Origin of the sequence: Exiguobacterium sp. E4787, assembly GCF_018618375.1 — a bacterium.
Taxonomy (GTDB): Bacteria; Bacillota; Bacilli; order Exiguobacteriales; family Exiguobacteriaceae; genus Exiguobacterium; species Exiguobacterium chiriqhucha.
The window spans coordinates 141539-163425 of the sequence record NZ_JACSLY010000008.1 but is presented as its reverse complement, the minus strand read 5'-3'; the positions used below and the strand labels follow the sequence as shown (position 1 = coordinate 163425).

At 52.1% G+C, this 21887-nt stretch carries 22 protein-coding genes, 1 tRNA gene and 1 pseudogene; 11 read left to right on the top strand and 13 right to left on the bottom strand.

From position 1 onward, the window contains the following. Both KNP80_RS16000 and KNP80_RS10750 read left to right on the top strand, forming a co-directional pair. Nucleotides 1-118, top strand: a pseudogene (locus tag KNP80_RS16000) (IS30 family transposase); the annotation flags it as partial. Nucleotides 119-258: 140 nt separating this feature from the next. After that, nucleotides 259-2238 (top strand): methyl-accepting chemotaxis protein, encoded by a 1980-nt coding sequence (locus tag KNP80_RS10750; RefSeq protein WP_214834744.1) that lies wholly within the window; start codon nt 259-261, stop codon nt 2236-2238. 65 nt (nt 2239-2303) lie between these two features. Here the strand turns inward: KNP80_RS10750 and KNP80_RS10745 are convergent, their stop codons facing one another. The 4 genes from KNP80_RS10745 to cls form a co-directional block, all read right to left on the bottom strand. After that, a complete protein-coding gene (locus KNP80_RS10745; protein WP_214834743.1) occupies nt 2304-2726 on the bottom strand; it encodes an RrF2 family transcriptional regulator in 423 nt (140 codons plus the stop codon). A gap of 3 nt (nt 2727-2729) precedes the next feature. After that, on the bottom strand, nt 2730-3290 hold the full coding sequence (locus KNP80_RS10740) for a class I SAM-dependent methyltransferase (RefSeq protein ID WP_214834742.1): 561 nt from the start codon (nt 3288-3290) through the stop codon (nt 2730-2732). Between the two features lie 138 nt (nt 3291-3428). Continuing rightward, nucleotides 3429-4310 carry a GGDEF domain-containing protein gene (locus KNP80_RS10735; RefSeq protein WP_214834741.1) on the bottom strand — a complete coding sequence of 294 codons (882 nt, stop codon included), beginning with the start codon at nt 4308-4310 and terminating at the stop codon, nt 3429-3431. A gap of 255 nt (nt 4311-4565) precedes the next feature. Continuing rightward, nucleotides 4566-6023: a cardiolipin synthase gene (cls, locus tag KNP80_RS10730; protein ID WP_214834740.1), complete on the bottom strand. Its 1458-nt coding sequence runs from the start codon at nt 6021-6023 to the stop codon at nt 4566-4568. Between the two features lie 95 nt (nt 6024-6118). Here cls and KNP80_RS10725 point away from each other — a divergent pair, with 95 nt between their 5' ends. From KNP80_RS10725 to KNP80_RS10710, 4 genes are all read left to right on the top strand, one after another. Further along, the gene (locus KNP80_RS10725; protein ID WP_214834739.1) at nt 6119-6544 is read left to right on the top strand and encodes an OsmC family protein; all 426 of its coding nucleotides are present in this window, start codon (nt 6119-6121) and stop codon (nt 6542-6544) included. A gap of 79 nt (nt 6545-6623) precedes the next feature. Next, on the top strand, nt 6624-7112 hold the full coding sequence (locus tag KNP80_RS10720; protein WP_214713666.1) for a GNAT family N-acetyltransferase: 489 nt from the start codon (nt 6624-6626) through the stop codon (nt 7110-7112). A gap of 59 nt (nt 7113-7171) precedes the next feature. Next, a complete protein-coding gene (locus tag KNP80_RS10715) occupies nt 7172-8170 on the top strand; it encodes a Gfo/Idh/MocA family oxidoreductase (RefSeq protein ID WP_214834738.1) in 999 nt (332 codons plus the stop codon). A gap of 233 nt (nt 8171-8403) precedes the next feature. Further along, on the top strand, nt 8404-9447 hold the full coding sequence (locus tag KNP80_RS10710; RefSeq protein ID WP_214834737.1) for a lipid II:glycine glycyltransferase FemX: 1044 nt from the start codon (nt 8404-8406) through the stop codon (nt 9445-9447). A gap of 41 nt (nt 9448-9488) precedes the next feature. Here KNP80_RS10710 and KNP80_RS10705 read toward each other — a convergent pair whose 3' ends face one another. Then, a complete protein-coding gene (locus tag KNP80_RS10705; RefSeq protein WP_214834736.1) occupies nt 9489-10523 on the bottom strand; it encodes a PTS sugar transporter subunit IIC in 1035 nt (344 codons plus the stop codon). A gap of 252 nt (nt 10524-10775) precedes the next feature. On the opposite strand from KNP80_RS10705, the gene KNP80_RS10700 reads away from it, so the two are divergent. Further along, nucleotides 10776-13439, top strand: coding sequence for a cation-transporting P-type ATPase (locus KNP80_RS10700; RefSeq protein ID WP_214834735.1), 2664 nt, complete (start codon nt 10776-10778; stop codon nt 13437-13439). Nucleotides 13440-13495: 56 nt separating this feature from the next. Next, nucleotides 13496-13630, top strand: coding sequence for a hypothetical protein (locus KNP80_RS15935; RefSeq protein WP_260570643.1), 135 nt, complete (start codon nt 13496-13498; stop codon nt 13628-13630). A 72-nt stretch (nt 13631-13702) separates the two neighbouring features. Here the strand turns inward: KNP80_RS15935 and KNP80_RS10695 are convergent, their stop codons facing one another. The 3 genes from KNP80_RS10695 to KNP80_RS10685 all read right to left on the bottom strand — a co-directional run bounded on the left by KNP80_RS10695 (nt 13703) and on the right by KNP80_RS10685 (nt 15175). Then, nucleotides 13703-13975, bottom strand: a complete 273-nt coding sequence (locus KNP80_RS10695) for a hypothetical protein (protein WP_021067350.1) — start codon at nt 13973-13975, stop codon at nt 13703-13705. 123 nt (nt 13976-14098) lie between these two features. Then, the gene (locus KNP80_RS10690; protein ID WP_214834734.1) at nt 14099-14731 is read right to left on the bottom strand and encodes a hypothetical protein; all 633 of its coding nucleotides are present in this window, start codon (nt 14729-14731) and stop codon (nt 14099-14101) included. An 87-nt stretch (nt 14732-14818) separates the two neighbouring features. Beyond that, complete coding sequence (locus tag KNP80_RS10685; RefSeq protein ID WP_021067352.1) at nt 14819-15175, bottom strand: PilZ domain-containing protein; 357 nt, start codon at nt 15173-15175, stop codon at nt 14819-14821. A gap of 146 nt (nt 15176-15321) precedes the next feature. On the opposite strand from KNP80_RS10685, the gene KNP80_RS10680 reads away from it, so the two are divergent. Next, nucleotides 15322-15570 (top strand): hypothetical protein, encoded by a 249-nt coding sequence (locus KNP80_RS10680; protein ID WP_214719659.1) that lies wholly within the window; start codon nt 15322-15324, stop codon nt 15568-15570. Nucleotides 15571-15602: 32 nt separating this feature from the next. Here the strand turns inward: KNP80_RS10680 and KNP80_RS10675 are convergent, their stop codons facing one another. From KNP80_RS10675 to KNP80_RS10655, 5 genes are all read right to left on the bottom strand, one after another. Continuing rightward, nucleotides 15603-16298 (bottom strand): queuosine precursor transporter, encoded by a 696-nt coding sequence (locus KNP80_RS10675; RefSeq protein ID WP_214834733.1) that lies wholly within the window; start codon nt 16296-16298, stop codon nt 15603-15605. Between the two features lie 136 nt (nt 16299-16434). Then, nucleotides 16435-16505 (bottom strand) — tRNA-Thr (locus tag KNP80_RS10670). 110 nt (nt 16506-16615) lie between these two features. Beyond that, the gene (locus KNP80_RS10665; protein WP_214834732.1) at nt 16616-18988 is read right to left on the bottom strand and encodes an immune inhibitor A domain-containing protein; all 2373 of its coding nucleotides are present in this window, start codon (nt 18986-18988) and stop codon (nt 16616-16618) included. Between the two features lie 144 nt (nt 18989-19132). Further along, nucleotides 19133-19918 (bottom strand): class I SAM-dependent methyltransferase, encoded by a 786-nt coding sequence (locus KNP80_RS10660; RefSeq protein ID WP_214834731.1) that lies wholly within the window; start codon nt 19916-19918, stop codon nt 19133-19135. 38 nt (nt 19919-19956) lie between these two features. Beyond that, a complete protein-coding gene (locus KNP80_RS10655; RefSeq protein ID WP_021067357.1) occupies nt 19957-20268 on the bottom strand; it encodes a hypothetical protein in 312 nt (103 codons plus the stop codon). A gap of 180 nt (nt 20269-20448) precedes the next feature. Here KNP80_RS10655 and KNP80_RS10650 point away from each other — a divergent pair, with 180 nt between their 5' ends. Beyond that, nucleotides 20449-21312, top strand: a complete 864-nt coding sequence (locus KNP80_RS10650; RefSeq protein WP_214834730.1) for a cation diffusion facilitator family transporter — start codon at nt 20449-20451, stop codon at nt 21310-21312. An 86-nt stretch (nt 21313-21398) separates the two neighbouring features. Next, complete coding sequence (locus tag KNP80_RS10645) at nt 21399-21875, top strand: GNAT family N-acetyltransferase (protein ID WP_214719652.1); 477 nt, start codon at nt 21399-21401, stop codon at nt 21873-21875. Nucleotides 21876-21887: the final 12 nt, after the last annotated feature.

Here is a 21887-nt window from a genome sequence, read left to right as displayed (position 1 = left end):
GGTCGGTGACGGTGAACTCGCGGATGCGCTAGCCAAGATCAACGGGCGACCGAGAAAGTGCCTGGACTGGAAAACCGCACACGAGGCCTTCACCGAGGAAGTGTTGCGCTTAATTTGACAAACCGTCATATAAAAAGGGTTTCAATAACGAAAAATATAAAAAGGTGATGTTTTTTTGTCTAGGGTGTCAACATCCTTCTCCATTTGTCCGATACAGAGGTTAACATAACGAGTTTTCTCGAGAATGGGAGATGTTTTATGAGACGAAAGCACGACCGTACGATTACCATTAAACAAAAACTGATTACGATGTCGTTGGTGTTATTATTGATTCCTTCTTTATTGATTGGCTTTGTCGCCTACAATCAGGCGAAACAGAAAATCACCGAACAAATCATGCAATCGGCCCACGCGGGAGTGGAGCGGATGAATGATGAGATCACCAACCTGATTGAACCGATTCAACGCGATGTCGCTTTCTTTGCCGGACGGATTGATTCGTCCCTCTACGAGTCGGGGACGGAGAATCTTGACTTGGAAGAGAAGTTTCTCGAGTATTTGGAGACGCATCCGAACGTGACGAATATTTACTACGCCTCGACTGAAGGCGAGATGACGATTTATCCGGCGCAAGAGTTACCGGATGATTACGACCCACGGACACGACCGTGGTATGAGGCGGCAGAAGCGGCCGGTGGGAACGTCGTCGTGACGGACCCATATGTCGATGCAGCCTCGAACAAGATGATGATCACGCTGTCGCAGACAGGGACAGATGGTCGCGGGGTGATCGCGGTGGACGTCGACGTCGACGATATCGCAGCCGTCGCGGCGAGCATTCAAATCGGGAAAGAAGGCTACGTGACGATTCTTGATGCGTTGCAACAGTTCGTCACCCATCCGACAATGGCGGTCGGGGAGAAAGGGGAAGGCGAATGGATCGAACCGCTCTATGCAGAAGATGCGGGCCGCTTTGCCTATGAGTTCGAAAATAAAGGCAAGCAGATGGATTTCATGACGAACGAGTTGACTGGTTGGAAGATTGCCGGGACGTTACATGATGAGGAAATCACGGATGAGACGTCCGGAATTCTTTGGACGACCGTTGGGGTCATCGGATTGATGCTCGTCTTGGCAGCGGGACTGCTCTATGTCATCTTACGCTCGATTTTGCGACCATTGAACCGTTTGACGGTCGGGGCTGAACGGATTCAAGCCGGCGATTTGACCGAAGATATCGTCGTCGAGTCGAATGACGAAGTCGGTCGTGTCGCCGCGAGCTTCAACGAGATGACGCGTTCCTTGCGTGCCATCATCCAAAATCTCGATCAATCAATCGGACAAGTCGCCGCCTCGTCACAGGAACTGATGGCGAACTCGGCGCAGAACACGGCTGCCTCGGAACAAATCGCCGGAGCGGTCCAACAGATGGCCGCCGGAGCGGACGACTCGAAACGTCAACTCGACGATAACGCTGTCTCGCTCCAAGCTATCACCGGTGGCATCATGCGTATCGCAGAAAGCTCGACCGACGTGTCCGAGCTGTCCCGCGAGACGGCGCTCGAGGCTGAGAACGGGACGACTGCCGTCACTGAAAACGTGGCCCAGATGCAAGCGATTGACTCATCGGTCGAGACGTTCGGGAAAGTCATTCACTCGCTCGCCGAACGTTCGAACGAGATTGGCAATATCGTCGACGTCATCAACGGCATCGCGACCCAGACGAACTTGCTCGCTTTGAACGCTGCGATTGAAGCGGCACGGGCCGGTGAGAACGGGAAAGGCTTCGCCGTCGTCGCGAGCGAAGTGCGGAAGCTCGCCGAACAATCGCAACAGTCGACGAAACAGATTTCTGAGTTGATTGACAATATCAAACAAGAGACGGAGCGTTCGGTCCAGTTGATGAAAGAAGTGTCGGCCCATACGAAAGCCGGGCTCGAGACGACGGAAAACACGGCCAAGCGATTCCGAACGATTATGACCCAGACGCAGGCGATGACGCCGCGCATCGAAGACGTGACGGCGACGGTCGAAGAGATTGCCGCCAACGTCGAAGAGGTCTCGGCCGCAGCGACACAAATCGCCCATATCGCCGACGAGAACTCGGTCGCCTCGAAGCAAGTGGCGGCGACGACGGAGGACCAACTCGGTTCGATGGAAGAAATCGCTCAATCCGCGAAGTCACTTGCGGATATGGCCGAAGAATTGCAGGAGCTCGTATCACGCTTCAACGTATAATAAAAAAAGGGATGATGATCTGTTCTAGGCAGATTATCATCCCTTTTTGTTGTTACAAATATGCTTTACTGACTGATGACCGATTGAATGCTCTGGTTGGAAAGATAGTCATAGAATTGTGTTTCAGCGCTATCCATGACGCGCTTGATTCTGCATTCCGAGGCAGGTGTTTCCTGGACGAGCATGTTGTGTTGTTTGGACGTCGTGTTCGAGCATTCGAACAGGTGTTGACGGCCCTCCAACGCGAGAATGACATCGAGAAACGAAATACGGGATGCCTCGCGTGCCAGTTCATATCCTCCTTTTGCGCCAGGAATCGCATTGACGAGTCCATCTTTACGCAAGTTGGTCATGATTTTTGACAGATAGGTTTCCGATACGTTCAACACATCAGCCAGCTGTTTGATCCCGGTCGGTTCGGACGAATTGAGGTGTGCCAAATAAGCCAACGCATGAAGGGCGTAGTCCGTACTTTTAGAGAATTGCATGGATCATGCCTCCTTTTTGGCAATAATGATATAGACTGGTTGATTCGCAATCGTCGAATCGGGGTGAACGATTTCAAGGATATTGAATCCGCTCGCCCGCATCGATTGCTCCATCTCGTTGGCAGTGACGCGGGGTCCTCGTGCCGTAGCCTGTTTCTCCAATTCGAGACATAAGAAGCGTAAGCCAGGTTTTAAAGTCCGGTAAATTTCCGTGAGGGCGTCGTGCAGCGGAGACACCTCGTGGAGCGAAATCGAGGCGACGGTCTTGTCAATCGTGCCATTAGCCAAAGGTAGCTTTCGAAAATCTGCTAGAAGGGGAGATACATTCTCATGACCGAGCTTTAGCGCTTTCGTCTCGAGGTAATCGAGAATGCTTTGATCGTGATCGGCTGCAAACACCCGTGTGACCAAAGGAGCGAGTGGGAGACTCAAATAACCGGTCCCTGCGCCTAAATCGAGAACGTGGTCATCAGGTGCCAAAGACAAGTAACTTAATACTTTTTCTGCCGGCATCCGTTGAAATGAGTCAAGTCGGGCCGCTTTTTTAGTGACTTGCTCATGCATGATAAACACTCCTTTAATTATAGATATAATGAGTCTGTAATAACTATAATCAATTTTCTCAAGGTTGTAAAGGCTAGCCATCTTGACGGAATCGGATGTCCATATAAAAAAGGATGCACGGGCGCATCCTTTTAAGAACTATCGCTTACTCGACACCTGGTTACGACCACGGTTCTTGGCGACGTAAAGTGCCTCGTCCGCGTCTTGTAGCGCCTGTTCGACCGTCTTTCCGCCCTCGAGCGAACTGACACCGAACGAGCAGGTGACGCGTGGAACGGGGCCGAACGGTTCGGCATTAATCTTTTGACGGAGCTTATCGGCGAGCTGGACACCATCGGCGAGCGTCGACTGCGGGGCGACGATTAGAAACTCTTCACCGCCCCAGCGGCCGATTGAGTCCGACTTGCGAATGTTGCGCCTGAGCAGTTGGGCGATCGATCGCAAGACGAGGTCACCGGTCGGGTGGCCAAACGTGTCGTTGACGAGTTTGAAATAATCGATATCGAGCATGATGACGGCGGCGGGTGCCCGGGTATCGACCGTCTCTTGAGCCGTCGTCGATAAGACGTCACCGACTTTCTTTCGGTTATAGAGCTCCGTCAACGGGTCGAGTGACGATAAGTGCTCCATCCGCTCTTCGTAGCGCCGTTGTTCGGTCGCATCCTCTAAAATACCGACACCGCCATCGAGTTGTCCTTCGGCTGAGAAGCTCGGGGACATCGTCGTCCGGATGAAGCGTGGCTGCCGCTCCGGTGCCTTGTACCAGCCCGCCATGCGAATCGTCTCCCCGTTCAAGACGTTGCGGATGGCAGCCGCCAAATCGAACGAGGAGGACGAGCATCGTTCAAACGATAAGTTCGAGCTCGGTATCAGGCCAAGCAAATCAATGAATGCTTCGTTATAGCTGACGATTTGGCCGTGCAGGTTGAAGGCGAACAAGCCAATCGGAAGCTGGTCCCATGAGGAAGGATCGGGTTTCGTGGTGTCTCGGTCTTGGTGAATGGGTTCATGATCTGCCATTGCATGACATATGCGTGAACGCATACTTCCTCCTTTCCTAGCCGTAGCGGTAGTGTAGGACGTTAGTACTGATACTTTATACCCTAATTCGGGAAAGAACTAGCGAGTAATCTTTAAAAAGCTAACAAAATTTAGAATATGACGAGAAATCGTCACAGCTTGTTGTGAGGTGATCTTTCAGCTCAACCACATCAAAATCGCCCCATCATGTCGATGGCTAATCCGACACGATAGGGCGACTCAAAAGAATAGAGATTATAAGATTGGACTGAGCAATCGTGACACGCCTTCGCGCATCCGGACGGTCCATTTCCGGGCTGCGTAATCGTCGACAGTGTACTTCCGGCTGACGGCGACGTCTGACTCGAACAATGAGGCAAGTTCGAGCGCGACTCGCTCGTCATAAATGACGGCGTTCACTTCGAAGTTCAAGCGGAAGCTGCGGGCGTCCAAGTTCGTCGTCCCGACGGTTGAAATCTCATCATCGACGACGAGCGTCTTGGCGTGCAGGAAACCTTGTCCGTACATATACACGTTCGCCCCATAGTCAAGCAGTTCACCGAGAAACGATAGTGACGCCCACATGACGAACGGGTGGTCGGGTTTGCCGGGAATCATGATGTCCATCTTGACGCCGGACAGGAGTGCCATCTTACAGGCGTCCATGAAACTCGCATCCGGGATGAAGTAAGGCGTCTGAATAATGACGCGCTCCTTCGCCGACATAATCATTTTAATCATCATGTTTTTCAAATGTTCCGTGTCGGAGTTCGGACCGCTCGTCACGATCTGCATTGGCGACATATCCTTGATATCGTGGCGCGCGAAACAGAACGAGTTCTCCGGGTCGTGATGCTTGCTGCCGGAATAGTTCCAATCGAGAATGAACCGGTGTTGCAGGTGATAGACGACATCCCCCTCAACACGGAGGTGTGTATCGCGCCAGTAACCAAACTTCTCGACGAGGCCGAGGTATTCAGTCCCGACGTTGAACCCGCCGACGTAACCGATTTTGCCGTCGATGATGACAACTTTCCGGTGGTTCCGATTATTCAATTTAAAGTTGATGAGGCCAAGTGTCGGCGGGAAGAAGACACGGACCTCGCCGTTATGGGCAATCAATTCTTTGAAGTCGGAGTTGCGGAGGCTGCGCGAACCGACCGCGTCATAGAGGAGCCGCACTTTGACACCGGCCTTGGCCCGTTCAATCAGTTCATGGATGAGCGCCTTCCCGAGCGCATCCCGCTGAATGATGTAGTACTGGATATTGATTTCCGTCTCGGCGCTCCGAATATCGTCCATGAGCGCTTTAAACTTCTGTTCCCCGTCGTGCATGATGGCAGATTTGTTGTGGACGCTAATGAGCGATTTCGAAGAGCGCAAGTTCATCTCGAGCAGTTGCTCGTACTTCTCGAATAACGGTTGAGCAATCATCGTCTCTTTCCGGCGAATCTGCTCGATTTGACTGTCGACTTGAAGGGCGTGGAACGAGCGCTCTTCGACGCTCAAGTTGAAGAAGTTATCTTTCTTCAACTGACGTCCGAGAAACATGTAGACGATGAACCCTAGGATTGGTAAGAAAAATAAAACGAGCAGCCATGCCCACGTCGCCCCGACGTCACGGCGCTCCGCGAATATGACGGCTAATGCGAACAATAAATTCAATCCGAGGACGATATACAGTCCCCAACTAATAATGACCGACCAATCCATGCGACCAACTCCCTAAACGACAATTTCACTGCATAGATTAATAATACCTCATTCAAGGGAATAGTAAGCTATCGAAACATAAGGAGGAGACAGAGATGCATTTACAAGTGAATTGGAAACAAGGGATGGCGTTCCAGACGACGACGCCGTCGGGGCATGATGTGACGCTCGACGCCGGGGAGGAAGTCGGTGGTCTCAACACCGGTCCACGGCCGACCGAGATGCTCCTGCAGGCGACGGCGGCCTGTACAGGCATCGATATCGTCTCGATTTTGCATAAGATGCGCTTACCGCTCGAGCGGTTCGAGATGAACATCGACGGTGTCCGGGCGACGGAACATCCGAAGAAGTTCACGGCGATTCACATCTTATACGTCCTCGATGGGGACATGCCTGAAGAGCGGGTCCGTCGTGCCATCGAGTTGTCGGTTGATCGCTACTGTTCCGTATCGCACAGTCTGAACGTGACAATGACGTATAGTTACCAGTTGAACGGAGGCGAGGTCGTCCCGTTCACGTGATGTGAGCAAGATGGTTGAAACGAGTCGAAACAGTCCGTTATATTTGTATTTCAAATACTGCAATACAAAGGAGGACGTTATGATTCGACTCGCGACGAAACGCGATGCCAAGCACATCGCGGACCTAATCGAACAACGAGCCGTAGCGCTAAAACAACAAGGTAGCGACCAATGGACGGAATATTTGGAGCAGGACCTCATGGATCGGGTGCAGACGGACATCACCTCGGGACACGTTTACGTGTACGAGCAAGACGAATCGGTATTGGCCTCGATCGCCTTACTTCCGGCAGATGACTGGGATCACAATTTATGGGAAGATGGCGAACGCGGTCAATACATCCATCGAATCGTCGTCAGCGAACGGTTAAAAGGCCAAGGCGTCGGTCAACAACTGATGGAGCACGTCTTGCGTGAGGCCGACACACATGAACCGATTCGACTCGACTGTGTGGCCGACAATGCGTTCTTGAATAGTTATTATCCACGGTTTGGCTTCGTTTTCGTGGACTCACGGGACGGATACAACACGTTCGAATACAATATGGATGAGAGTGTCAGTGCATAAGGGGTCAACCAACCCCTTTTTTTGATATACTGAGAAGCGAATTGATGGGAGGAAACAAGATGATCAACACAATACTTGTCGGTTTCGGTTTTTCCGCGACGACATTCCATGTACCATTTTTACAGGAACTTGATGACTTCCATATTGCCGGTGTCGTCTCATCACGCCCGGAAGACGTACGAGCCGTCCTCGGCGACGTAATGGTTTATGCGACGCTAGACGATGCACTTGCAACAGAGGCCTCGTTGTTCGTCATCACGACGCCATCCGATTTACATAAAGACATGGTCGAACGGTGCCTGATAGCAGGGAAAGACGTACTCGTCGAAAAGCCGGCGTTCGTGACGACGGAGGAAGGCGAGGCATTGATTGCGCTCGAACAGGCAAGTGCGGGAATCGTTAACGTCTTCCATAACCGCCGAATGGACGGAGACTTCTTGACTGTCAAACGATTGCTCGAAGAACATCGTCTCGGTGATTGGAAAGTCGTCGAGTCACGGTTCGACCGGTTCCGTCCGACTGTCCGTGACCGTTGGCGCGAGAACGCTGGGCCGGGCGCGGGCATTCTATTTGACCTCGGCAGCCACTTGATCGACCAAGCACTCGTCTTGTTCGGGAAGCCGGACAAAGTATCGGCCGATGTCATGGTTCAACGTGACGGGGGCCAGTCCGATGATGGGTTCCATGTGACGTTGCACTATGGAGAGAAACGGGTCTATCTTCGCTCGAACCCGTTCATCGCCATCGAGGCGCCGCGATTCGAAATGCACGGGACGGAAGGCAGCTTTCTCAAATTCGGGCTCGATCCGCAAGAGGCGTGTCTCCGGAACGGGGAAGTCAGATGCCCCGACCGTGAGACCGGAACGGTCGTCACGGATTCTAAATCTACGATCGACATCGACCCAGGCGGTTACGTGACGTTCTATCAAGCGCTCGCGGATAGTTATACGACGCGGCGCCCGTTCGTCCCGCTTCGTGACGCGCTCTTGACGACACGGATCATCGAGACTGCCCGTGAGTCGTCCCGGTCCCAACGTATCCTCGACTTCAAAGCTTAATCTTGTGAGACGACCTGTCGTGCTCGGCACAGTCGTCTTTTTCCATAATTCAAAAGAAATCATGATGATTTTATTGTGAATGAACAAACTCGCTTCATGTTTGTTAACAACAAAAAGCTATCCGTCTCTTTCAAATAGTCAGCGGTGAATGGGAACAGGACATAGGAAACGACTTCAGACTGTCCTGTCACGCTTCGAACCAATGACGAATTTTAGGAAGAGGGGAACGAATGATGTTCAATCAAATCGTGAAACACCGTTGGGAGTGGGAGAACTGGTTACGGGAGGTCAACTGTGATTCGTATGACCATTACGACTACGTGTTGGCCAACTGTGAACCCGGCGAGCAGCCTGAGTTGTATATCGCGGCCAAGGATGACGGGATTTTACTGTACCCGTACATCCGTCGTCTGATCGCGCATCGCCATGACGACCTCGTGACGGCGTACGGTTATGGCGGCCCGTTCCGTGAAGGTAACTTCACGAACGAGGACGTCAAGGAGGCACGCCGACTCTTTCTGCAACGCGCTGAAAATCAAGCGACCGTCACCGAGACGATTCGTTATCATCCATGTCGCGTCGACCCGGACTTGATGCAAGTATTCGGGCAAGCCATCCCTATTCGGCAGACGGTCCACGTCCGACTTGATGATTCGTTCGAACAGCTTGAGCAACGTTTCAGCAAGATGACGAAACGGAACGTGAAGCGGGCCGTCCGTGAACAGGTGACGGTCGCTCGTGGTCAGGCGCATGAATTGTATGAGTTCATTCGACTGTATCGGGCCACAATGGACCGGCGTGCTGCGAATGACGCCTATTATTTCCCGGATCGATACTTCGAGGACCTATGGAACAGCGATACGTGTGAGACGGAATTATTGTTTGCCGTCCATGACGGCATCATCGTGGCGGGCGTGTTCATGTTATTCGGAGATGACGGGGCCCACTATCATCTTGGCGGGTCGGAAGCAGACTATTTGGCGCTCCGGCCGAACCACTTCTTGTTCCGGGAGATGATTCGTCGTGCGGTCGAGAAGGACAAGGTGTACCTTCATCTCGGTGGCGGTGCGACCGGGGAAGATGCGCTCTTTCATTTCAAGCAGAGTTTCTCGAGTGACGAGCCGCTCACGTATTACATCGGTCAAGCCGTGCTCGACGAGGTGGTCTATCACCGGTTGAATCAAGATCATCTGCTCCGCCACGGACCATCTGATTTCTTTCCGCTCTATCGGACACCGGTCGCAGAGACGGTCGCCGAAGTGCAAGCGGAACGATAACAAAAAGGTTCTCACTCGAGATGGAGTGAGAACCTTTTGTATTAAGCGGCCTCTTCGTCGGAAGCGGCCATTTTTTCGGTTTGGCGGGTGATTGGGAAGTTTTTGAACAGCTTACTACCGACGAGTCCGGCCACGATCCCGACACCGAACAAGATGAGCGCCGTCACGGTCACGGTCTGCCAATCGTTGAATCCGTACATGACGAGCAATCCCGGAATCCCGGCAGCGGAACCTGGGGCATCGTTCACCATACCGGTCATGGCGACGATGAGTCCGGCAATCGCACCGCCGACAAAGTTGACGCTGTAGATGGGAATCGGGTTCGCCGAGATGAGGTCGGCTTGCGTGAGCGGTTCGATGGCGACTGATAGTTGGTCTTTCTTCGTCCCGATGTTCAACCGCTTGAACAGCAAGAAGTTCATCGAGATCGACGCCGTCAACGCAAGGGCGGCGATGGCCATCGGCACACCTGTCAAACCGAGCATGGCTGTGAGAGCCATCGAACTAAGTGGCGACGTCGAGACGACCGTGACGATGCCACCAAGGACAAGTCCCATCACGACCGGGTTCTGTGTCGCAGCAAGTTCGATGACCGCACCGATTTGTGTCAGCGTGTTCGTGACGAGCGGATCGACGCCTGTCGCGACGAGGCGGGCGAGCGGAGCCATGATGATGACGTAAAAGATCATGTCGACACCGGCCGGCAGGTGCCGGTCCAATTTACGACCGGCGAGCGCGAGGATATAGCCGGCGAAGAAGCCGGGAAGAATCCCGAATCCGGCGACCGATAGTCCGAGCATGAGCGCGTAGACCGGATTGATACCGAGGGCGATTGATACGAGCGCGGCAGCGGCCGGACCTGATAATGAACCGGCTGCTTGTCCGACTTCTTCATATAAAGGAAGCGGGAGCAGACCGCCGATGGCGTAGGCGTTGAATGCCTCGACCAGGAAACTGGCGATGGCGGCGCCGGCAAGGGCGCCCATCGCTTTCATCCCGAACGGGGCTTTGTAGCTGAATAATGTGAATAAGGTAAGAATCAACAGTAAAAGTGCGATACCTTGAATAATGACCATATGGTGTACCTCTTTCTCTCTGTTCTATATTTCCTCTATAGTTAACCATTCGAACGGTTCTGTAAAGCCATTTCATCCATCTGACACGACTTTTTTTGGTGGTAGCGTTTCCATCTTAGGAATTGGATAATTGTGAACAAAATTAACTTTGAAATTCGCGAAAAAAACAAGCTCATATGTGTCAGTCCGGTCCGGAGTGGGAACAGAAAGAGGAAAGACTTTTCATATAGGAATGACCAAGGAGGAGTAGAGATGCAGATGGAGAACAAAAATTGGCACGCACTCGAACCGGATGCGGTACAAAGTTCGCTCGAGACGGACACGGACAGTGGTCTGTCGAAAGGGGAAGTGTCAAGTCGGCAAGAGCAGTACGGGAAGAACGTACTGCCCGAGAAAGAGAAGACACCTGAAATCATAAAATTTTTACGTCAATTCAATGATATTCTTGTCTTTGTCTTACTCGGTGCCGCGGTCGTCACAGGTTTTTTAGGGGAGTACATCGATACGATTGTCATCGTACTCGTCGTGACGATTATCGCGGTCGTCGGTTACCTTCAAGAGAACAAGGCCGAGCAAGCGTTAGAAGGCATTAAAAAGTTACTCGAGACGAAGGCGAGCGTCATCCGTGACGGCAAGCAGAGTCAAGTCGACTCGAGCGACCTCGTCGTAGGGGACATCTTGGTCCTCGCTGCCGGAGACAAGGTACCGGCTGACGCCCGTGTCATTCAAGCCGAGAAATTCAAAGTCGAGGAGTCGGCATTGACGGGAGAAGCGACGACGGTCGAGAAGAAAATCCAAGTCGTCCCGGAAGACGCCGTCCTCGGCGATCGCAAGAACATGATTTATTCAGGTACGAGCGTGGCGACAGGAAGCGCGAAAGCAATCGTCACGTCCATCGGAGAAGACACGGAGCTCGGCCAAATCAACGCCTCGATTGCTGAAGTCGAGACGGTGAAGACGCCGCTCATTCGCCAGACGACGAAGTTTGGTCAGACGGTATCCATCGCCATCCTCGTCATCTCGGTCGTCATTTACGCGTTCGGTTACTTCGTCCGCGATTTCGACCCGATTGAGTTGATGCTGACGACAATCGGTCTCGCCGTCGCCGCGATTCCAGAAGGGTTACCGGCCGTTATCTCGATCATCCTCGCGCTCGGTGTCCGGAACATGGCTGAGAAAAAAGCCATCGTCCGCAGCCTACCATCGGTCGAGACGCTCGGCGCCGTATCGGTCATCTGTACCGATAAGACCGGGACGTTGACGAAAAACGAGATGACCGTCAAACAAGTCGTCTCGGCCAAACACGACATCGAAGTTTCAGGGAGCGGTTATGAGCCGGACGGTGATTTGGAATTGAACGGTCAACCGTTCGATTTGGATGATGACGAGTCGATGATCGATTTGCTAACGGTCGGGAAAACGTGTAACGACGCCCAGTTGTACGAAGAAGGCGGCGAATGGGTCGTCAATGGTGACCCGACGGAAGCATGCTTGCTCACGCTCGCCGAAAAGGCGGAGCGGCCGATCGAACGTTTGGACGTCATCTCGAAGATTCCATTTGATTCGGAGTACAAATATATGGCGACGCTCGTCGATTATAAGGGCGAGCGCATGATCTTCATCAAAGGGGCGCCGGACCGCCTGTTCGATATGGCGGAAGACACGGAGTTTGACCGCACCTATTGGGATGAGAAACGAAAAGAGATTGCCGACCGCGGACAACGCGTGCTCGGAGGCGGTTTCAAGCGCGTCGACGCCTCGAAAGAGACGGTCGACCACGAAGACGTCGAGAACGGCATCACGTTCCTCGGGCTTTATGGTATCGTCGATCCGCCACGTCAAGAAGCAATCGAAGCGGTCGCGGCTTGTCGTGACGCTGGGATCCGTATCAAGATGATCACCGGTGACCATAAAGACACGGCCGTCGCCATCGCGCGAGAACTCGGCATGGAAGTCGAAGGTGCCCTCGAAGGGAAAGAATTGACGAACATGTCCGACGAAGAAATCAAAGAGGCGTCGGTTCATAATGACGTCTTCGCACGGACGAGCCCGAACGATAAACTTCGTCTCGTCAAAGGGTTGCAACAGAACGGCTTAATCACGTCGATGACCGGAGACGGCGTCAATGACGCACCAGCCTTGAAACGGGCCGACATCGGTGTCGCGATGGGGATTAAAGGAACGGAAGTCGCGAAAGAGGCCTCGCAGATGGTCCTCGTCGATGACAACTTCAAGACGATTTACAACGCCGTCCGTGAAGGACGCCGTGTCTACGATAACTTGAAGAAGACGATTTTGTTCTTGCTCCCGACAAACGGTGGACAAGCACTTCTCGTCGCCATGAGCATCTTGCTTGGTGCAGCGGCACCACTCAGCCCGGTTCAAATCCTCTGGGTCAACATGGTCGTCGCCATCACGCTCTCGCTCGCTATCGCGTTCGAGCCGCTTGAAGAGAGCACGATGAAACGGCCGCCACGTCCGGCGAACGTCCCGCTATTAAGTCGCTATTACATCTTCCGCATCACGTTCGTCTCAATCTTAATCGGGGGCGGTAGTTTAATTATCAACTATATGCTCGGCGATTTCGATTACTCGACCGATAAGTTACAGACGATCACGCTCAATACAATCGTTATGGCGCAACTGTTCCACTTGTTCAACTGCCGGACCGAACTCGCGCCAGCGTTCAACCGTCATTTCTTCGACAATAAAATCGCGTTTGTCGTCTCAGCATTATTGATCGGGCTCCAGTTGTTCATCACTTACGTACCGTTCATGCATACGCTGTTCGGTACCGCACCGCTCGAGCTGCAAGATTGGATTTATCCGGTCGCGTTCGGTCTCATCGTCTTTGTCATCGTCGAAATCGAGAAAGCCATCTCGCGTCGTGTTATCGGTAACAAAGACATACACTGATGTTTTAGTGAAGACGGAATGTGGAATTAATGCATTATGCAGAGGAGGGATGCTCAATGAAACGTGATGAATCACAGCCTGGGGTACACCCAGATCCAGTCCCGGATGAACAGTCAGATCCGGCCACAAAACCGGCACCGACACAACATCCAGATCCGGACCCGGAACAGGACAATGATGACTCAAACTAAGGACGCCGATGCTTGATCGGCGCTTCATACAAAAAGGGATTTCCGATCAATGTCGGAAATCCCTTTTTATTGTTATTTCTTCGGTGCCGGGCTGCGATACTCGGTCATCTTGTCGAATTCTTTCTCATTGAAATACTCGACGACGACGAAATCGCCGACCGGACATTCCCAACGGTCTTTGGCGATTTGACACTCTTTCAGTGTCACTTTCTGGTCGTACATATCAAGCTCGAGCGTGTCCTTCAAAAACTGATCGACTTGTTTGTCGTTAATTTTGAAGTATTCGCTCAAGATGATGTCTTCGCCTCTGTCGTTCGTATGCGTCATCACTTTAAAAAATCTCATTGGTGTACCTTCTTTCGTCTGTAAGCTGAATTCTCAGTATAAAGGAGCTGGACTGATTTGGGAACCGTCATCCCGGTTTCCATAGAGATGCCCCTTCCTTGTTGAATGTGAAAGGGGCTCGTCTCATTTTAATTTGTGGCGGTTCGGTGGTGCCTCGTTGAACGGTTGTTTATGGCGAATGATTAGCCAGAACAACAAACCGAACAAGGGGATATAAGGCAGAGGCCACAAACTCATCTTGTAGCGCTTGGCATCCCGATTCATCAACGTGATTTGGATGAAGGCGAGCAAGACGAAATCGACCGTCATCGTCCGGACGAACTGGTTCTGTTCGACGTAAGACCAATATTCGGCCACGTTCCCGGTCGTTGATGCGGCGATGAACAAGCCAATCGTGACGAGCAAGAGTAGCACCCCGAGCAGTCGCGTCGGGAGCGGCTTAATCGGTGTCGGATAAGGCGACTGCCGCGCGAACGCCAAGTACGGGGCAATGATGAAGCCGCCGACGATGAAACCGGTCGCTGCCGGTATGAGAGGATTCGGGCGCAACTGGTTCACTTCAGACCAAAGAAGCGGGAACAAGGCGAGCGGATAGACGCCTAGGATGCTGAAAAGGGAAAGCGAATATCCTTCATAGGCGTCCGTATTATACGTGATGAAATCGAGCAAAAACCGGCTCGAGAACGGTTCATTCGGGCCGAGGAGCGCGATAGCAATCGCAGTGGCCCACGGAATGAGTAAAAACTTTCTAGTCATGCCCAACACCTCGAGTCTGTCTCTGTTTCCATTAGTATACCCTGGAATCAAGCGAACAAAAAATGAGAAGTGTCAATCGACACGTTCTCATTGATTTTCACGAGCATACGCTTTAATCATCGTCACGAGTTGCTGGGTCTCGTCTGAGTCTGATTCGAGTCGGATCCCGTAATCATATAGGCTTCCCATTTGTCCGCGGTGCCTGACGTGGCCCGTTAAGTCGAGCGGTTGAATCAACGGGACGAGATCCAATTTGACCTGAACTTTCAGCCCTTCGGAAAGTGGGAATAAGTAGTCGCACCGCATCTTCAGACCGTGGGCACTGATATTGAGCAGCTGTGCTTCCCCGTCATGCAGTTCTTTGTCTTCCCAAATGAGGCGATATGGGATGAAGCGGGGATTCGGTAAAATATAGCGAAACGTTTCTTGTCGTCGATAGCGCATCGGTTCACCTCATTTCTCTACCTAGATTATCGGCTATTTGAAGTGAATCGTGAAGGGGGAAAGCCACCAAAATTTAGGAAGCGCGGTTTACAGGATTGCAAACGCTTTCTATAATAGAAAGACAGAGTTGGTGAAGGAGGGATCGCATGAACGTCAAGGACTTACTCCGACGCTATTCGATCGACGAACCAATCATCTACGCGAAAAATTTACACGGGCAGTGGATCAAATTGGAACAACTGCCGCCCTACACCATACTAGAGGTCGAGGCGACGGACGAGGCCATCGAGGCGCTCGCCATCGACGCGTACGTGGCGCTCACCGTTTGTCGGGAGAAATCGTCGCTTGAAGATGCACGCCCTTATGCGGTGCGGCTTCATATCAAAGGAAAGTAAAAACCGCGAGCCCATCGGCTCGCGGTTTTTGATTAAGCAGCTTTTTCTGTCTCGTCGTCCTGTGGGACGGTCCGTTTCGCATAATACATGAACGGTGTCGCCATCCAGGCGATAATGAACTTGGCGACATATGTCGTGATGAAGATGTTCCACCAGATATCCCATTCCATGCCCCAGAAGGCAATCGTACAGAAAGTGAGCGTATCGATGAACTGAGAGACGACGGTCGAACCGGTCGTCCGAAGCCACAGTTTTTTCTCACCCGTTTTGGCGCGAATCTTCGAATAGATGAAGACGTCGAACAGTTGCGAGACGAGGTACGCGGCGAGACTACCGAGCGTGATGAGCGGAAGCATCGAGAACAGCGCTTTGAAGCTCTCATGCATGAACAGTGCCTCTTCAAACGGCTCATAAAGCAATGCGAATTGCATGAGCACGGTCGAGACAATCAAGATGAAGAAGCCGAGCCAGACGCCTTTACGGGCGGTGTGACGACCGTATTTTTCATTCAAGATATCTGTCGCTAAATAAAGGGAACCGTAGACGATATTCCCGAGAGTAAAGATGAAACCACCGATTACAATCTGCTGCGTCACTTGGATGTTGGCGACGACCGAGGCCATCGCAATCCAGGCGAACAGTCCGACGCGTCCGAACAGCTTGTAGCTGAGGACGAGCAGACCGAGCGTGAGCAAGGCAGAAGGAATCCATAACCATTCATTGAGCATGGGGATCGTACTCCTTCCAAATCATTCATTCTGTCAACTTTACAAGTTTATAGAGGAACGGAAACCGTGTCAAGACAGTTTCTATGACCAAAAGAAAAAGCGACCTGTCCTTAAAAGGAAGGTCGCTTTATTTTGATGCCTCCGACGAGAATCGAACTCGTGCTGCAGCATTACCATTGCTGAGGTCTGCCACTAACCTACAGAGGCGGTTACATCTAGTATGTTACACAGTCTGTCATGAAATTTCAAGCTTTTTTAGAATAATAAGACCCCCGTCCTCCTCATGGTGAGAAGGGCGGGGGTGCGTTGAATCATGCTTACTTCGTCCGGACCCAAACAGCTCCAGCCGAATTGTCTTTCGCTTCGCCGACGACGTCGACGACGAGTCCGTATTGTGGAAGTTTACGGCCCGCATCTGGGATGAGCGAGTTGATGTACGTGTTGGCGTCGTTGAACTGTTTCACGCCTGGTTGAGCTTTGTAGTCATAGATGCCACGGCTCGGTGAATCGATGTACCATGGGAGCGTCTTATCTAAGCTGAACGCCGCATCTGCGATCTGGTAGCGCGTGCTGCCAGCGACTGTCTCTTGACCGTTCAAGTTACCGATAAGGGCCTCAGGATGCGAGTCGACGACACCGAGGAAACCTTCACCCGGGTGAATCCCGACCCAGTTGTCTGAGAACGAATCATCCGCATACCAGACGACGAGACCTGTGTTGTACTTGACGCCACGGCCGTTCAAGAGACCTGTGTCTGCACCAGCATGGTTGCGCCATTCAAGGTAATAGTAGTGAGGTTTCGTGTCATAGCCGTCCGACTTGACGAAACCGTCGAGCGTGACTTTCTCTGCGCCTTCCGCATCGTCTGCGAGAAGCGATTGACCGCCTGACGTAATCGACAAGTTGTCGAGTGCGAACCCTTCAAGGGCAAGTCCACCGTCTGTCACGTATTCGAAGACGATTTGCACGTCTTGACCCGCGAATTGAGACAAGTCGTACGATTTGTTCACCCAAGCACCGTTCGTCGATTCCGCACCGTTTCCAGTGTTGTCATCGCCGTAGACGTCAAGGACGACTTCTTTGCCACCGCTGAGTGCTTTCACGTACAAGTAGTCGTAGTCAAATTCGATATCGAAACGTGTGTCGAAAGCGAGCGTACCGTCCGCGCCGAGTTTGACCGTCGGTGTTGCGAGTTCGGTATGCAAGTTATCGCCTTTTGTCGAGTAGTAGTAATACTCGCCGAATGCTGGCTCGATGCCTTTTACTTTCTTGTCTGGAAGGTTTACTTTCAACAATCCAGGGTTCGTCGATTTCGTCACGGATTGATCTAGTTTCGAGACGAAACCTTGTTGTGTGATGTCTTCAAGATCAACTTCCGTGATGTTCGCCCAGTTGCCGCCCATCAATTTTTGGAAGTACTCTTTGTTTTGTGGCGAGAAGCTCGTCGGCTCCGTACCTGCCACTTTACCAGCCCAGCTGCCGCCACTCATGATCGACCATGATTGGACCGGTTCGCCTTGACCTGTGTATTGTGTGTCGTATTCATCTGGAAGACCGAGGTCGTGACCATATTCGTGAGCGAAGACGCCGACTGCGCCGTCTTCCGGTTGAATCGTATAATCGAATGCCGCCATTTGACCGCCCCAGTACGGGACGTCTGCTGTCGTTCCAGCTACACGGTAAGGGCTGTTCCCGACGACCCAACGGTGTGACCAGACTGCGTCATCACCAAGGACACCGCCACCCGCTTCTTGGCCAGTACCGGCATGGATGATCATCAAGTGGTCGACCAAGCCGTCCGGCTCGTTGAAGTCGCCGTCACCGTCGAGGTCATATAAATCGTATTCATCGTATTCGGCGAGGTCCATGCCTGAGGCGACCGCCGCGTTCAACGTATCTTTGACGAGTTGACGCGGACCTGGTCCGATGTTGTCATTCCCGCCAGCCGGATTATCACCACCGTAGTCTTTCGCCGTACCCGGGACAGTCAACCAGTCAGAAACCGTGCCGTCGACCGTGTAGCTGCCGCCCGACTGCTCTTCATAATATTGTTTGAACGTTTGGACTTTTTCACCGTTGAACAGTTCGAACGACTCATCGCCGAACATATACTGCTCGTAGTGTTCTTTACTGAAGTTGTCGCTATAGAGATAGCCTTCTTCTTGAACGACGTTGTTATGTTTGAAGTCGCTATACTCGACGAGAAGGACGAGTACTTTGTCTTCACGGACGGCTCCGTTATAGCCAGCTTGCTTGGCCGGGTCGACTTTGACTTGACCGTTCGGCTTGCCTTTCCGATAGTTCGCTTGTCCTTTTTTCGCTTTGTTGAGGAGACGTTTCGATTCTTTCTCGAATTGGTTATGTATCTTCTCTTTCGCTTCAGCGGCTTTATCGTTCAAGCCGTGCTTATGGGCGTCTTTCGCATTGCCTTGCTTCTTCTCGATATAGGCATCGACGGCCTTGTGGCGCTCAGTAGCCGAAAGCCCTTTTTTGATGACGCCTCGTTTCTCGAGCGCTTTGGCGAGCCGATCCTCATCGATGATGTTGTGATCGAATGGAGCATTCGTGCTCGGGGTTGGTAGCGGTGAGGCGGCGAGTGGAGCGGCACCGACGGCCGGGATCGCACTGACGCTCATGACCGATGTCAGCGCGACGGCGAGCGTCGTGCGACCGATGGAACGTTTTTTCATTTGTACTAACCTCCTGTGAAAATAATGGGAAATTGTGTGAGCTTGAATCCAACATTAAACTTGTGTCGGATTAATGTCAATATTCAGAAAATAAGAATCAAAAAAAGAGACTTTCGTCCCGATTGGTCCTAAAGACCTAAGGGGTCAAGTCTCTACATCGATGATGCCGTAATGAAATTTGGACGTTTTGCGAACAATCCTTTTAAAACCAAACGTTTCGAACGTCTCACTCTCAAAATGAGCCTTTAGGACAATCCGTCTGGCCGCGACACGACGGGCCTCCGTCATGAGTTCAAAAGACAGTGGATTCGTATTGGCGAGCGATCGTAATGGGTTCAAGTGAACCGATTCTGAAATCGTCTTTTCGAACATCGGATCGAAGTAGACGACGTCGAACGAATCGTCCGGACATGTCTTCAAATAGGTGAGGGCTTCCATCCAAACTACCTCGAGTCGACGCATCGCCTCATTGACCGCGTCGTGTTTCTCTTTCCAGACGGTCAGGCCTTCCTTGACGAGCACCGCGGTGACGAACTCACTCTCGAGTCCGACGGCGCGACCGGTCGGACCGACGGCGTGACTGAGGACGATGCTGTCCGAACCGAGCCCGAGCGTGCAGTCTAGGACTCGGTCACCTGGCTTGATTGCGGCAGCATCGACGAGCGGGTCGTTCCCACCGCGCGCAAGTTGCTTCACACGGAAAACCGAGCTCGATGGGTGGAAAAAGAACGGTTCATCTCCGTCGAGCGGGGTATATTCGACACGGCGCTTATCAAAGACGAGGACGCCTGTCTGGTGGCGTTGCTTTAACGTGTCGATGGAGTGTTTGCGTCGGGGGATAAAACGGACGTCGTACGTTGCTGCGTGAGCCGCGGCCCGTTCGATGGTTGCCTCGGTCGGGCGTAAACAAGTCGTAACGATATAAGTCATAGTATCTCCTTACTGAAAAAATGAGACGCAGAGGCGTCTCATTTTTTCTTGCTGAGTAAATCCGACAATTCATCGATGAGCGCCTTATGCGAGGCGAGTTCTTTCTTCTTCTCATCGTTCGGGTTGATCGGGCGTTTCGAGCGGCTTTGAAGCGCTTCGAGCGTCTCATCGATTGACGATTTGAGCGTGTCGCGATCTTCCGGCTTGAGCGTCACTTCATGCGGGTTTTCACCGCTTGCGTCGAGTTCGCGTAGACGAGCCATCAATTGTTTTGCTTCTCGGTTCAAATCGGCGAGTAATCTGTCAATTTGTTCCAAACGAAGCTTGATTCCATCACGTTCTGTAAACATTCGTTTCACCTCTTTTGTTGGGTAACCGTTAGGTATCTTCTCATTTACTTTACCATAATTATCGAAAGACGAAACTACCGGGAATATATTCCATTTTATTTGACTGAGGGAAACACTGTTTCTCTATGCCCACACGACATTCGACTGGTATACTGACTTAGCTAATAAGGAGGTGGTCGGATGCAGTCGACAACTCATCCACCGAAAGCGCTCAAAGGCGCCATTTTATCCATCACGACGTATTTGGTCTTATCTGTCCTAAAAGTCGTATTCGGTTATTTGTATAATTCGGAAGCCGTCCTCGCCGACGGATTCAATAACACGACCGATATCATCGCTTCAATCGCCGTCTATATCGGCATTCGCATCGCCGCGCTGCCCCGAGACGCGGAACATAAATACGGGCACGCCAAGATGGAGACACTCGCCGCACTCGTCGCATCACTGATCATGGTCGCCGTTGGGGTGTTCGTTCTATTGAACAGTATCGCCACTCTGATTGGGGGCGAATACGTGGAACCGAACCCGCTCGCGGCCGTCGTCGCGTTCGTGAGTGCGCTCGTCATGTTCGGCGTATATGCGCACAATTCGAGATTGGCCAAGCAGACCCGGTCACTCGCCTTGAAGGCGGCAGCGAAAGACAATCTCGCCGACGCCATGATTTCAATCGGGGCTACGCTCGGCGTCCTGTTTGCCTACTTTAAATTGCCGTGGATGGATACGGTGCTCGCCGTCCTCATCGCGGGGATGATTATCCGGACGGCGATTCAAATCTTTCTCGACGCGACCCATCAGCTCTCGGACGGGTTCCCACCGGACCTTGTCGATTCGTATGAAGAGACAATCCAACACTTTGATGCCGTCAAGGAAGTCCGTGAAATCAAAGGACGTCACCTCGGCAATCACGTCATGCTCGATGTGACGATTGCCGTCGAAGGAAGCCTCTCCGTCGAGGAGGCGCACGATTTATGTGATGACATCGAGCGCGAACTCGACGAACACCATGCCGTCGATACAGTCCACATTCACATCGAACCGGTCTGATTTCGGTTATCTTTTGCGCTTCACGGCGCCGTTCGTATATAATGAGTGTGGAAAGACAATGAGATAACTGTTAAGGAGGGCACGGGATGGAAATCGTGCGTCAACCTATTCGTCAGATTGATGAGATCGAATATGAGCATTTTAAAAAATACGGTCAAAGTTCTTACGGCATGTCAGCCGAAGAGTTAAAAGGCATCTTTGTCGAGATGGGCGAAGAGCAGGTGTACTCAGCCGACGCCCATAGCTATGGGGAAGACTTCTATTACGACCTCCGTGTCGATGGTCAAGTCGTCGGAAAAGTGTTGCTCTTGAAACTGGCTCGTGTCTATCAGCTTGATTTGATGGTGTTTGACCCATACAAAGACAAGGGCTATGCGACTGAAGGGCTTCGCCTCGCGCTCGAGCAATCCGATTTGAAAGAAGGGCATACCGTTCGTGCCGGCATCCCGCCGACTAGTCCGCATCAGAAAGCGGTACGCCATGTCCTCGAGAAGAACGGCTTCGAGAAACGGAACGGTCTTTACTATTTAAACTTTAAAAAACGATATGTAATCAACCATTGAACTGACGGCGTC

Coding starts and splice junctions, on each gene's coding strand:
- KNP80_RS10745 (WP_214834743.1), bottom strand. CDS start 2,726: ATGCAATTCTCTAAAAGTACGGACTACGCCCTTCATGCGTTGGCTTAT.
- KNP80_RS10690 (WP_214834734.1), bottom strand. CDS start 14,731: ATGACTAGAAAGTTTTTACTCATTCCGTGGGCCACTGCGATTGCTATC.
- KNP80_RS10740 (WP_214834742.1), bottom strand. CDS start 3,290: ATGCATGAGCAAGTCACTAAAAAAGCGGCCCGACTTGACTCATTTCAA.
- KNP80_RS10685 (WP_021067352.1), bottom strand. CDS start 15,175: ATGCGCTATCGACGACAAGAAACGTTTCGCTATATTTTACCGAATCCC.
- cls (WP_214834740.1), bottom strand. CDS start 6,023: ATGGATTGGTCGGTCATTATTAGTTGGGGACTGTATATCGTCCTCGGA.
- KNP80_RS10750 (WP_214834744.1), top strand. CDS start 259: ATGAGACGAAAGCACGACCGTACGATTACCATTAAACAAAAACTGATT.
- KNP80_RS10705 (WP_214834736.1), bottom strand. CDS start 10,523: ATGGTCATTATTCAAGGTATCGCACTTTTACTGTTGATTCTTACCTTA.
- KNP80_RS10715 (WP_214834738.1), top strand. CDS start 7,172: ATGATCAACACAATACTTGTCGGTTTCGGTTTTTCCGCGACGACATTC.
- KNP80_RS10655 (WP_021067357.1), bottom strand. CDS start 20,268: ATGTTTACAGAACGTGATGGAATCAAGCTTCGTTTGGAACAAATTGAC.
- KNP80_RS15935 (WP_260570643.1), top strand. CDS start 13,496: ATGAAACGTGATGAATCACAGCCTGGGGTACACCCAGATCCAGTCCCG.
- KNP80_RS10650 (WP_214834730.1), top strand. CDS start 20,449: ATGCAGTCGACAACTCATCCACCGAAAGCGCTCAAAGGCGCCATTTTA.
- KNP80_RS10660 (WP_214834731.1), bottom strand. CDS start 19,918: ATGACTTATATCGTTACGACTTGTTTACGCCCGACCGAGGCAACCATC.
- KNP80_RS10665 (WP_214834732.1), bottom strand. CDS start 18,988: ATGAAAAAACGTTCCATCGGTCGCACGACGCTCGCCGTCGCGCTGACA.
- KNP80_RS10675 (WP_214834733.1), bottom strand. CDS start 16,298: ATGCTCAATGAATGGTTATGGATTCCTTCTGCCTTGCTCACGCTCGGT.
- KNP80_RS10710 (WP_214834737.1), top strand. CDS start 8,404: ATGTTCAATCAAATCGTGAAACACCGTTGGGAGTGGGAGAACTGGTTA.
- KNP80_RS10725 (WP_214834739.1), top strand. CDS start 6,119: ATGCATTTACAAGTGAATTGGAAACAAGGGATGGCGTTCCAGACGACG.
- KNP80_RS10680 (WP_214719659.1), top strand. CDS start 15,322: ATGAACGTCAAGGACTTACTCCGACGCTATTCGATCGACGAACCAATC.
- KNP80_RS10735 (WP_214834741.1), bottom strand. CDS start 4,310: ATGGCAGATCATGAACCCATTCACCAAGACCGAGACACCACGAAACCC.
- KNP80_RS10700 (WP_214834735.1), top strand. CDS start 10,776: ATGCAGATGGAGAACAAAAATTGGCACGCACTCGAACCGGATGCGGTA.
- KNP80_RS10695 (WP_021067350.1), bottom strand. CDS start 13,975: ATGAGATTTTTTAAAGTGATGACGCATACGAACGACAGAGGCGAAGAC.
- KNP80_RS10720 (WP_214713666.1), top strand. CDS start 6,624: ATGATTCGACTCGCGACGAAACGCGATGCCAAGCACATCGCGGACCTA.
- KNP80_RS10645 (WP_214719652.1), top strand. CDS start 21,399: ATGGAAATCGTGCGTCAACCTATTCGTCAGATTGATGAGATCGAATAT.